Here is an 11,561-nt window from a genome sequence, read left to right as displayed (position 1 = left end):
CATGTGAGAGTAGGTCATCGTCAAGCTTCTACACCAAACCCCCGATCATCAATAGATGGTCGGGGGTTTGTCTTTGGGCGGTGGAAAGCTTCGCTGGGCTCTGCGTGTGTCGTTATGATTCATGGCTGCCGCAAGTTCTTCTGCTGATTTTGCCCACGGCAACCAGTGTCTCTTCATCATGTGCCCTTCCGATAGCGCCTGAGCAGCACGTTGGCGGCTTGTCCGGAGGTAATGATGCGCCGATGCATACTAAGCGCGGCATGAAACCATTTTCAAACCCGTAGCGCCGCCGGCACTGCCTCCCCGAGGCTGGACGCGACCCATGCGCTGTTTGGGTGTGGCAGCAAACTGGTGAGTTGTAGGAGCAGCCGGTGTCTTTTCTCAACACCACAGGGCGCGCGCAGGGGAGCTGTTGCGCTTCGCTTGCTTAAGCTCGCGCGTTGCACGAGTCGTAACAGGGTCCTGGAATGGGGGGTTGGGCCCCAAAGAAACGGTTACGGTGTGATCTAAGAGCGTATGCCTGACGCTATTGCTTTCGATGCAAGTTTGGCCGTTGGGTTGACGCTCACTGGCGTGGCAGGCTGCACAGCTCGAGTATGAAAGCGTTTGGATTCAGAAGCGGGAACGAAGGAGAGAGTTAACCAGCCCGTGTATCAGGCTGGCTGGTATTCGATTCAGCTAACCGCTTCGGTCTTTTCTACGCGCCTTTGATCGCCCGTGCGCGGCATTGGCTCGGATTGTTCACGACGTCTGATGAACTTCCAGTCCGCCTCGTCGATGTAGATCCCGCTCGGACTGCTGCCGCCTTCCAGGTCGATGGCCACATGCGCCGAGACCTGCGGCTTTACCGAGGCCAGAATCGGCACGAAGCCAAGTTGCGAGCTGGTTTCAATCAGCGCCTGCTGGTTGCGCTCGTCAATATCAGCGGCTTCATCCAGGTAGTAGGGCAGACGAATGCGCCCGGCCTGCTCGCGATCCATCAGGTGCAGCAACAGGTACATGTTGGTCAGCGCCTTGATGGTCATGGTGGTGCCGTTGGACGCCGCGCCATCGATGTCGGTATGAATCACCGGCTGACCGCCAACCTTGGTGATCTCGAACGCCAGCTCGAAGAGGTCTTTCAGGCCCAGCTGGTTGTTGTTCGCCGCCACCAGCCGCGCCAGGTACTCCTTGGCTTCCTCGTTCCTGGCGTCCTGTTCGGAGGACTGCGACAGATCGAACACCGACAGCGTCTCGCCTTCCTCGTACTGCCCGGCGCTGTGGATGATCTGGTCGATGTGCTTGAGCGCATCCTTGTTCGGCGCCAGCACGATGCGGAAGCTCGCCAGGTTGGAAACCTGGCGCTTGTTGATCTCGCGGTTGAACAGCGCCAGCTGGTGTTCCAGGCTCTCGTAGTCGCTGCGGATGTTGCGCAGCGTTCGGGCGATGTCGGTGACCGCGGCACGGCGGGCCTTGGCCAGGGTCAGCGCCTCGTCCTGACGGTGGGCGTAGGCATTGACCAAGAGCTGCAGGCGGCGCTCTGGATCTTCTTCGCTATCAAATTTGGCGACGCCCTTGAGACGCACCTGCGCATAAAGCGCTTCGATCTGACCATCGACGCGCTGCAATGCCTGCCAGCTGTCTTGATAGTCGTTAAGCAGCGGCTGGAGGTTATCCAGCGAGTCGTCCACCGGATCCATGAACGGTGTGCCGAATGGCAGGTCGGCTGGGAGCAACTGGCGACGGCGCAGGGCGTCTTCCAGCGTGCGCTCCTTGGCTTCCAGATCCGCCAGCTGACGGCCGACCAGCTGCAGCTTGGCGGACAGGTGCTGCACGCGCTCGGCGAAGGCGTCACTGGTGCGCTTGAGTTCTTCCTGGGCGGCCTCGGCCTGGGCCAGCTGTTCCAGCTTCGCCGGCTCCTCGGCAGCCAGGGTCTGGCTGCGGCGGAAGTCTTCCAGTGCTTTCTGCGCATCCAGCACGGCCTGATACAGCGCCTCGGCCTGGGCCTTGCTCGCCGCGCGGTCGACGGCCACCGCATGCTGGGTCTTGAGCTGCTTGAGTTCGCGCTCCAGGCGATCTTTCTGGTCGCGCAGGGCGGCGCGGTCGGCGAGCGCCTGCAAGGCCGGCGGTTCGATATGCGAAAGGTCGATGGACAGGCCCGGCACCGAGAAGGTGTCGCCCTTAAAACGATCAAGCACCGATTCGACTGCCCTGACCCAGTCCTCGCCTTCGGCGCTGATGCCTTTTTCACCGAGCGGCAGGCTGAACAGCTGGCCGTTGAACAGGCGCATCAAGCGATCCACATCGGCCTGGGAGAACTCCTCGCGCAAACGCGAGTAGCTGTTGTTGTCCGCATGGTCGAGCTGCTGCTTGACCGACTTGAGGCGCTTTTCCAGGTCGCGCAGACGCTCGTCGAGGTCCTCGCTGGAGAACTGGCGGGACTGCGCCAGCGCACCGGCCAGCTCGTCGTGGGCGTCCTTGGCGGCGAGCAGCTGTTGCTCCAGCACATGGGCGTCCTCGACGAGGGCGAAGCGGTTCTTCAACATCGCCAGCTCGCCGAGCCAGCGCTGCGTTTCGCTGATCTCGCGCTCCAGACGCATCAGTTCGCCGGTCGAGCCGCGTTGCTCGTTCTGCAGGCCGTCCTGCTCGCGACGGTAGTGCTCGGCCTGGATCACCAGCTCTTCCTTGCGCGCATCGGCGTAGTCGTGCCAGGTGCCGAGGAGGTTGTCGAGCAGCGGCGACAGGCGATGCAGCTTGCCGCGCAGCAGTTCGCGCTGAGCGACACCGGAAGCCAGTGCCTCGACCAGCGGGCCGGCGGCGACCAGCGCCTGGTAGTCCTGCTCCATGCGGCGCACGTCGCGGAAGGCTTCTTCGGTGGCGGCAATGTAGTCGACGCTGCCTGAGCGCAGGCTGTGCTCGAACGCGTCGAGGAACAGCTGCTTGAGTTTCGCTGCGGTGATCTCGCGCATATGCAGCAGGTTAATGAACAGTGCGCGGAAGGTCTTCAGGCTCTGCTCGCTGGTCGAGCGCAGCGGGATCAGCGTCATGTCCAGCGGGATCGAGGTATGCCCTCCGACCAGCAGCCGGCGCAGCTCGTCCGGCTTGGCCTCGTAGGCCTTGATGCCGGCGCGTTCGAGGTTGGCGAACAGCTCGCGCTGGCGCAGGCAGGTGCCGTTCTGCTGGTAGTGGTCGAGATCCAGCGAGCCCTGGTAGACGAAGAACTGGTGGCCGAAGCCGCCGCCCGGTCCGCGGCCGGCGACGCCAATCACGTGCGGGCCGTGGGGCAGCATGACTTCGACGAGGATGTAGCTGGTGTCCGAGGCGAAGTAGAACTTGCGCGACTGCTCGAGGCTGTACTTGCCGAAGCTCATGTCCGACATACGCGCCAGGATCGGAAACTGCAGCGCGTTGATCGACGCGGACTTGCCGAGGTTGTTGGCGCCGTAGACCGACAGCGGATTCTCCAGCGGAAAGATGCCGAGGCTGTAGCCGGCGGTGTTCAGCAGGGCGAAGCGGCGGATGCCGTAGCGTTCCTGGCTCATGCTTCAAGCTCCTTTTCTTCGGCGATGGCGCGCGCCAAGGCTTCTTCTTCCGATTCTTCGGCCGCTGCCTCGATGAGGATGATGTCGTCCTCGCTCTCGTCTTCGGCGATCAGCTCGGGTGCTGGCAGCGGCAGGTCGCTGCTGTGCAGGCTGGCGGCAAGATCGCGGTCTTGCTGCACCGACAGGCAGACGTCGAGGAAACGATGCATGGGCGGCAGGAAGCGATAGACGCCATTGCTGTCCTCGGCGAAGCCCAGTTGCGTCAGGCGGCGGATGACCTTTTCTTCCAGCTCGTCCTGGCTGGTGACCTCGGCCTGTTGAAATAGGTCGCGGTACTTGTCCAGCAGCGCTGGAAGCTCGTCGCGGCCCAGGCTGCCACCGTCGAGCACGGCCAGCGGATCGCGGCCCTGGTCGGCCAGGTGCTCGACGAGGATGAAGGTGAACAGCGCCAGACGCTGGGCGGTCTTGTTCACCTGCGCGCCCATCTGCTCGGGGACGAAGTAATAGAAGCCGCGCGGATCGCAGACCAGCTCGAAGCCGAGCGCCTTGAACAGCGCGCGGTACTGGTCCTGCATGTTCGACAGCTGGGCGTAGGGCTTCGGCTCGCTGCGCGACAGATGATAGCCCTTGAACAGCTCGCGGAAGATCGGCGCCAGCTGGGTCATTTCCTTGAGGTCGATGTTCATAGATGTGGCTCACAGGCAATCGTAGGGTGGAAAACGGCGCAGCCTTTTCCACCGGAAAGTTCGGTGTCAGCGGTGGACAAGCTGCGCGTTGTCCACCCTACGTAGGAGTCAGCCATTGGCATTGGCCACCAGGGCAAAGGAGCTGAGGCTGACGCGGTGCTCGCGGGTCAGGTATTCGCGGCGTTCCAGGCGGTCGCGCTGGAAGCGGGCATCACGCGACAGGCGCGAGAACCAGTAGAGCAGCTCGTCGGTGGCGCCTTCTGGTTCCTGCTCCAACAGCCAGGCCATCAGGTCCGGCAGCGGCAGTGCCTGCTGGCAGCGGTCGATCATCTCGCGGGCGGTGCGCGGTGCGCGCGGCTGCTCGCCCTTGCGCTTGCCGCTGGCCCGCGGGAACTGCGCCGGTTTCGGCTCAAAGCGGGCCAGGGCGTAGACGTAGGCCTCGACCTGGCTGGCGGTGCCGAGAAAGGTACTCTGCGGACGGGTGAATAGCGGCAGCGAGGCCTGCGGCACGGCGTCCAGACCTTTCTTGCGAATCGCCGACAGCGCCAGCGCGGCGCCTCGGGTCACGGCGTTGTGCCGACGCGCTTCCTCGCGCAGCGGCAGCAACAGCTCGCGGGCCTTGCGCAGGGTCAGCTGGGCGGTGGTCTGCATCTCCAGGATGCGTGCATGGGTGCGCAGCAGGAGATCGTCGTCCACCAGCTGCCCGAGGCGCTGCTGCTCGCCGAGCAGCTTCATCAGCACCTGCTCGACGCGGTGCACGCCCTGCTCGAAGGCGCCTTCGGCGGAGACCAGCTGGATCATCGGCTCGACGTATTCGTCCCAGGTCGCCAGCACCTCGGCATAGCGCTGGCGCAGCGGGATCTGGCGGTCGCTGGTCTTGGCCCGGTCGGCCACGGCGACCAGTGCCTGTTCGTCGTTATCAAGCTTCTTCAGTACATCGCGCACGCGCATGTCCAGCAGGCGCAGCTGGCGGGCCAGATCGTTGCCGTCGCGAATCTCGAAGGCATCGAGAATATGTCCGGCCAGACGCTCCAGGTGGCGCAGGTAGGCCTCGATCTCCAGGCACAGGCCGAGACGATGCTCGCGGCGCAGGTAGGCGAGGAAGTCGTGGATCTGTGCGTTCAGCTCGAAGCGATTGGGGCTCTTCGCCACCGGCACCAGGATGTCCAGGCGAATCCACTGGTCGAGCAGCGCAGTGATATCGGTGGGCGTGCCTTCGGGCAGTTGTGCGGCCAGCTGATGACGAAGTTCGATCAGGCTCAGGGTGCCGGCGTCGAAACGCTCGCACAACGGCTCGAGCAACGTCCAGTGTTCGGCGAGGGCACGCAGTACGCGCTTGGGTTCGATCATCGGGGCGCCAGTCCAGCCAGTGAAAAAGCGCAAATTGTACTGCATTGAGCTTCGGGTGAAGGCCCGCCCGGCGACTGGAAAACGCACTGCGTGACGTCAGGCGGTAATTCACCCGAACGTCATCGCACCTGGGCTAGGCTGTCTGCCATCGGCGTTAGCCGCCGATAGTGGCATTACCGGATGTCCTGAATGATGACGAAGTGTTGAAAAACTATTCCGATATGCGTTGGTAATCGGCACAATTCGCGGCTTTTGCAAACGGGGAGCTGCCGGCTCCCGCCGGGCGAACTACCTGGGGGCACCTAGACATGATCAAGACGCCGTATTACCTCATCGACAAACAGAAGCTCCTGGGCAACCTGGAGAAGATCGCCTACGTGCGCGAACACTCCGGCGCCAAGGCGCTGCTGGCCCTCAAGTGCTTTGCTACCTGGTCGGTGTTCGACCTGATGCAGCAGTACATGGACGGCACCACCTCGTCCTCGCTGTACGAGCTCAAGCTCGGCCGGCAGAAGTTCGCCGGCGAAACCCACGCCTACAGCGTGGCCTGGGCCGACGACGAGATCGAAGAGATGGTCGCCAACTGCGACAAGATCATCTTCAACTCCATCGGTCAGCTGGAGCGCTTCGAGGCTGGCACCGAGGGCACCATCCGCGGCCTGCGGGTCAATCCGCAGGTGAGCAGTTCCGACTATCTGCTGGCCGACCCGGCGCGGCCGTTCAGCCGTCTTGGCGAGCACGATCCGGCGAAGATCGAGGCGGTGATCGGCAAGATCAGCGGCTTCATGTTCCACAACAACTGCGAGAACTCCAGCTTCGAGCTGTTCGACCAGATGCTGACCACCATCGAGGAGCGCTTCGGCCATCTGCTGGAGAAGGTCGAGTGGGTCAGCCTTGGCGGTGGCATCCACTTCACGGGCGAAGGCTACCCGCTCGATGCCTTCTGCGCGCGCCTGAAGGCGTTCTCGGAAAAGTTCGGCGTGCAGGTTTACCTGGAGCCTGGCGAAGCGGCGATCACCATGAGTGCGTCGCTGGAAGTGACGGTGCTCGACACCCTGTACAACGGCAAGAACCTGGCGGTGGTCGACAGCTCCATCGAGGCGCACATGCTCGACCTGCTGATTTACCGCCTGAACGCCAAGATGGCGCCCAACGACGGCGAGCACAGCTACATGGTGTGCGGCAAATCCTGTCTGGCCGGGGACATCTTCGGCGAATACCAATTCGATCGTCCGCTGGCCATCGGCGATCGGCTGTCGTTCATCGACGCGGCAGGCTACACCATGGTCAAGAAGAACTGGTTCAACGGCCTGAAAATGCCGTCCATCGTGGTCAAGCAGCTCGACGGCAGCGTCGAGGTGGTTCGTGAGTTCGACTTTAACGATTACCTGTCCAGCCTTTCCTGAGGCCGCAGTACAAGGGGGTGAAACAATTGAAGAAAAACGTTCTTATCATTGGTGCAGGAGGTGTCGCCAAGGTGGTGGCCCACAAGTGCGCGCAGCACAACGACGAACTCGGTCGTATTGCTATCGCGTCGCGCAGCATCTCCAAATGCCAGGCCATCATCGACAGCGTGCAAGCCAAGGGCGGGCTCAAGCAGCCCGGCGAAATCAAGGCCTATGCGCTGGACGCCATGGACGTGGAAGCGACCAAGGCACTGATTCGTGAAACCGAATCGCAAATCGTCATCAACGTCGGTTCTGCCTTCCTCAACATGTCCGTACTGCGCGCCTGCATCGACACCGGCGCCGCGTATCTCGATACCGCGATCCACGAAGAACCGGGCAAGATCTGCGAAACGCCGCCGTGGTATGGCAACTACGAGTGGAAGCACCTGGCCGAATGCCAGGAAAAGGGCATCACCGCCATCCTCGGCGCCGGCTTCGACCCGGGCGTGGTCAATGCATACGCTGCCCTGGCGCAGCAGGAATACTTCGACAAGATCGAGTCGATCGACATCCTCGACGTCAACGCCGGTTCCCACGGCAAGTATTTCGCCACCAATTTCGACCCGGAAATCAATTTCCGCGAATTCACCGGTCAGGTGTACAGCTGGCAGAACAGCCAGTGGACGACCAATCGCATGTTCGAGGTCAAACGCACCGACGACCTGCCGGTTGTGGGCGAACAAAACCTCTACCTGACCGGGCATGACGAGGTGCATTCGCTCTCCAAGCACCTCGACGTACCGAACGTCCGCTTCTGGATGAGTTTCGGTGATCACTACATCAACGTCTTCACCGTGCTGAAGAACCTCGGTCTGCTCTCCGAGCAGCCGGTGCGCACGGCCGAAGGGCTTGACGTCGTGCCGCTCAAGGTGGTCAAGGCCGTACTGCCCGATCCCGCCTCGCTGGCGCCGGGTTACACCGGCAAGACCTGCATCGGTGACATGGTCAAGGGCACCAAGGATGGCCAACCGCGCGAGCTGTTCATCTATAACGTGGCCGACCATGAAGAGGCCTATGCCGAAACGGACAGCCAGGGCATTTCCTATACCGCCGGCGTGCCGCCGGTCGCCGCCGCGCTGCTGATCGCCCGTGGCGAGTGGGATGCCAAGCGCATGGTCAACGTCGAAGAGCTGCCGGCCCAGCCGTTCCTGGAGCTGCTCGATGTGATGGGTCTGCCCACTCGCATCAAGGATGAGCGCGGCGACCGGGCCTGGGATCAGGCTTGATCGGCTGCGCGTCGGCCCTGCTGCGTTAAAAACAGGCTCGGACGGTGGCTTGCCACCGAACGGCCTTTAGGCCGGCCCGAAGGGCGAGCGGAGCGAGTCATGCTCATTTACAGCAGTACACTCGTGCGCGAGCCCGGTCCGCTTCCTCGCCTGTTTTGATTCGCTGGCGCTCACCCTGCGGGCCAGCCTTCGGCTGTTACTTCCGCTGGTCGTTGCGCCTTGCATGGCTCTAGCTCGCTCGATCAGCCTAAAGCCCGCCTAAGGCGGGCTTTGTGTTTTCCGGCGTAGGGTAGAACACGCCGAAGGCTTTTCCACCCTACGCGACCACTACCCACGCCAAACGCAGCTGCGCCTTCCCGCCCCGTCCATTTCACGCGACAATCCGCCCACTACGACGCCCTGTCAGAGGCGCCCGGCAGCCGTGAGGATTTCCTATGAGCAGCAACGATCGCGTCATCATCTTCGACACCACCCTACGCGACGGCGAGCAGAGCCCCGGCGCGTCCATGACCGGTGAGGAAAAGCTGCGCATCGCCCGGGCGCTGGAGCGGCTGAAGGTGGACGTGATCGAGGCCGGCTTCGCCATCGCCAGCCCCGGCGACTTCGCTGCGGTGAAGCTGGTTGCCGACAACATCAAGGACAGCACCGTGTGCAGCCTGGCACGCGCCGTCGATGCCGACATCGAGCGTGCCGCCGAAGCGCTGGCCGGCGCCAACTCCGGGCGCATCCACACCTTTATCGCCACCAGCCCGATCCACATGCAGTACAAGCTGCGCATGCAGCCGGACCAGGTGGTCGAGCAGGCGGTGCGTGCGGTGAAGAAAGCGCGCAGCCTGTGTGCCGACGTGGAGTTTTCCTGCGAAGACGCCGGCCGTTCGGAGATTGATTTCCTCTGCCGCATCATCGAGGCGGCCATCGACGCCGGCGCGCGCACCATCAACATCCCGGACACCGTCGGCTACGCCATCCCGCATCAGTACGCCGACACCATCCGTCAGCTGCTCGAACGCATCCCAAACGCCGCCAAGGCGGTGTTCTCCGTGCATTGCCACAACGACCTGGGCCTGGCCGTGGCCAACTCCCTCGCGGCAGTGGTCGCGGGTGCACGCCAGGTGGAGTGCACCATCAATGGTCTCGGCGAGCGTGCCGGCAACGCCGCGCTGGAAGAAATCGTCATGGCGATCAAGACCCGCCAGGACCTGCTCGACGTACACACCCGCATCGAGACCGAGCACATCCTCGCCGCTTCGCGCCTTGTCTCGGGCATCACCGGCTTCCCGGTGCAGCCGAACAAGGCCATTGTCGGCGCCAACGCCTTCGCCCACGAGTCGGGCATCCATCAGGACGGCGTGCTCAAGCACCGCGAAACCTACGAGATCATGTCCGCCCAGTCGGTGGGTTGGAACGCCAACAAGATGGTCATGGGCAAGCACTCCGGCCGCGCCGCATTCCGTTCGCGTCTGGATGAGCTGGGCATCGTGCTCGAAGGCGATGAGCTGAATGCGGCGTTCGCCCGCTTCAAGGAGCTGGCCGACAAGAAGCACGAGATTTTCGACGAAGACCTGCAGGCGCTGGTCTCCGACACCCTGGCCGACGAAGCGCCAGAGCACTTCAAGCTGGCCACCCTGGAAGTAGCGAGCAAGACTGGCACAATCCCCGAAGCCAAGTTGGTGCTCAGCGTCGACGGCGCCGAGCGCAGCGCCCAGGCCCAGGGCTCCGGCCCGGTTGACGCCACTTTCAAAGCCATTGAGGCCGTTGCCGAGTCGGGCGCCACGTTGCAGCTGTATTCGGTCAACGCCATCACCCAGGGCACCGATTCCCAGGGCGAAGTGACCGTGCGACTGGAGAAGGGCGGGCGCATCGTCAATGGCAACGGCGCCGATACCGATATCGTCGTCGCCTCGGCCAAGGCCTACCTGAACGCGCTGAACCTAATGCAGCTTAGCGCCAAGGCACATCCACAGGTGGCCGGGATTTGATTAGCGAAAGCCGCCGCCGGGCCTTCCTCGGCGCCATGCAGATAACCACCTGGCTGCCGCGAACCGAGCTGCCCTTTGCCGCGCCTTCTCGGCCGGAACTGCTGCATTTCTTCGAGCCGGAAGCCGAGCTTACGCCAGCCATCGAGCCTCGGTCAGTGCTACAGCCGACCGGCGTGGCACCCGAGCCGGTGGCGCCTACGCCAGCTGCTTCGGCGAGCCCGGCCGCGGATGCGGTTCGTTCGGTCATGCCTCGCGTCGCCATGCCCGAGCCGAAAAAGCCCGCGGCGAACACCCGCGAGTCCCAAACGGTCGCCGCCGAACAGAAAGCCGCGCCCCCTCGTTTTGCCTTGCAGCTGCTACGTGCGGGCAATGTGTTGCTACTGGTCGAACTGCCGACGGGCGAGTCGTTCCAGAGCCGGGACCCTGCTTACATCCTGCTGAAGGACGTGCTGCGCGCCGCCAGGCTGCCCGACAAGCCGCAGCAGGTAGGCGATGGAGAGCCGATTCGCTGGCCGCTGCTCCATCGCGGAAGCCTGGATCAGGGCATCGAAGCCGCGCGCGACTATGTACAGGGTGTGGTTGCAGCCGAGCTGGAGGTCATGGGGTGCGCCTGTCTATGGCTCATCGGCTCGCCCGCGCTGCGTTTTGCCGGCGAAGTCGATGCCGATGCCTGCTATCGCGAGGTGACGATCGAGGGGCTTGGCGTTGCGCTGACAATGCCGGGGCTCGAAGCGTTGATGGAACAACCGCAAAGCAAGGCTCAACTGTGGAAAGCCATACGCCGCACCATGCCGCGTTGGGTAATCGGTTCAGCTGGGAGCTCGAGTAGCATTCATGAGTGATGCAGTAAGTTTCCGCCCCATGACTGCGGCGGATATCGAAACCGTACTGAAGATCGAGTACGCCGCCTTCAGTCATCCCTGGACACGCGGCATCTTCACCGATGCCCTGACTGCTTATGAATGCTGGGTCATGTTCGAGGGCGAACAGCAGGTCGGCCATGGCGTGATCAACGTGATCATCGACGAGGCGCACTTGCTCAATATCACCGTCAAGCCACAGAACCAGGGGCGCGGGCTCGGCCTGTTGCTGCTTGAGCATCTCATGCGGCGGGCGCAAGCCCGTGGTGGACGCGAGTGCTTTCTCGAGGTGCGCGCTAGCAATAGCTCGGCCTATCGCCTCTACGAGCGCTACGGCTTTAACGAGGTTGGGCGCCGTCGTGGCTACTACCCCTCTGCTGACGGAAGGGAAGACGCCCTGGTCATGGCCTGCACGTTACTTGACTGATCCATACAGCTCGATGCATAAGCCCGACTCGCAAGACCGGGCCTTCGCGTTATCCGAGCAACGC

The 11,561-nt window shown here is 63.1% G+C and carries 8 protein-coding genes; 5 read left to right on the top strand and 3 right to left on the bottom strand.

Translation table 11 applies throughout. The features are described from left to right. Window positions 1–674: 674 nt before the first annotated feature. From mksF to mksB, 3 genes are all read right to left on the bottom strand, one after another. Window positions 675–3,521: an Mks condensin complex protein MksF gene (gene mksF, locus PSTU_RS0114990; RefSeq protein WP_019341842.1), complete on the bottom strand. Its 2,847-nt coding sequence runs from the start codon at window positions 3,519–3,521 to the stop codon at window positions 675–677. Next, window positions 3,518–4,207, bottom strand: coding sequence for an Mks condensin complex protein MksE (gene mksE, locus PSTU_RS0114985; protein ID WP_019341841.1), 690 nt, complete (start codon window positions 4,205–4,207; stop codon window positions 3,518–3,520). Before mksE ends, mksF begins: the two co-directional genes overlap by 4 nt. A 108-nt stretch (window positions 4,208–4,315) precedes the next feature. Continuing rightward, complete coding sequence (mksB, locus tag PSTU_RS0114980; protein WP_019341840.1) at window positions 4,316–5,602, bottom strand: Mks condensin complex protein MksB; 1,287 nt, start codon at window positions 5,600–5,602, stop codon at window positions 4,316–4,318. A 263-nt stretch (window positions 5,603–5,865) separates the two neighbouring features. Between mksB and PSTU_RS0114975 the strand changes: the two genes are divergently transcribed. From PSTU_RS0114975 to rimI, 5 genes are all read left to right on the top strand, one after another. Continuing rightward, window positions 5,866–6,963 carry a carboxynorspermidine decarboxylase gene (locus PSTU_RS0114975; RefSeq protein WP_019341839.1) on the top strand — a complete coding sequence of 366 codons (1,098 nt, stop codon included), beginning with the start codon at window positions 5,866–5,868 and terminating at the stop codon, window positions 6,961–6,963. Between the two features lie 26 nt (window positions 6,964–6,989). Beyond that, entirely contained in the window at window positions 6,990–8,231 is a 1,242-nt protein-coding gene (locus PSTU_RS0114970; protein WP_029404813.1) for a saccharopine dehydrogenase family protein, read from the top strand. A gap of 434 nt (window positions 8,232–8,665) precedes the next feature. Further along, entirely contained in the window at window positions 8,666–10,210 is a 1,545-nt protein-coding gene (locus tag PSTU_RS0114965) for a 2-isopropylmalate synthase (protein WP_019341837.1), read from the top strand. Then, entirely contained in the window at window positions 10,207–11,052 is an 846-nt protein-coding gene (locus PSTU_RS0114960) for a hypothetical protein (protein ID WP_019341836.1), read from the top strand. The genes PSTU_RS0114965 and PSTU_RS0114960 overlap by 4 nt, the downstream gene beginning before the upstream one ends. Then, entirely contained in the window at window positions 11,045–11,497 is a 453-nt protein-coding gene (rimI, locus tag PSTU_RS0114955; RefSeq protein WP_019341835.1) for a ribosomal protein S18-alanine N-acetyltransferase, read from the top strand. Before PSTU_RS0114960 ends, rimI begins: the two co-directional genes overlap by 8 nt. The last annotated feature ends 64 nt before the right edge of the window (window positions 11,498–11,561 follow it).

This window comes from Stutzerimonas stutzeri SDM-LAC, from assembly GCF_000235745.1.
Classification (GTDB): domain Bacteria; phylum Pseudomonadota; class Gammaproteobacteria; order Pseudomonadales; family Pseudomonadaceae; genus Stutzerimonas; species Stutzerimonas stutzeri_H.
The sequence above is the reverse complement of the archived record's forward strand: the minus strand, read 5'-3'. Positions and strand labels throughout refer to the sequence as shown.

Bases quoted from the DNA above. Each gene is read 5' to 3' on its own strand.
- mksF (WP_019341842.1), bottom strand. From the start codon at position 3,521: ATGAGCCAGGAACGCTACGGCATCCGCCGCTTCGCCCTGCTGAACACC.
- mksE (WP_019341841.1), bottom strand. From the start codon at position 4,207: ATGAACATCGACCTCAAGGAAATGACCCAGCTGGCGCCGATCTTCCGC.
- mksB (WP_019341840.1), bottom strand. From the start codon at position 5,602: ATGCAGTACAATTTGCGCTTTTTCACTGGCTGGACTGGCGCCCCGATG.
- PSTU_RS0114975 (WP_019341839.1), top strand. From the start codon at position 5,866: ATGATCAAGACGCCGTATTACCTCATCGACAAACAGAAGCTCCTGGGC.
- PSTU_RS0114965 (WP_019341837.1), top strand. From the start codon at position 8,666: ATGAGCAGCAACGATCGCGTCATCATCTTCGACACCACCCTACGCGAC.
- rimI (WP_019341835.1), top strand. From the start codon at position 11,045: ATGAGTGATGCAGTAAGTTTCCGCCCCATGACTGCGGCGGATATCGAA.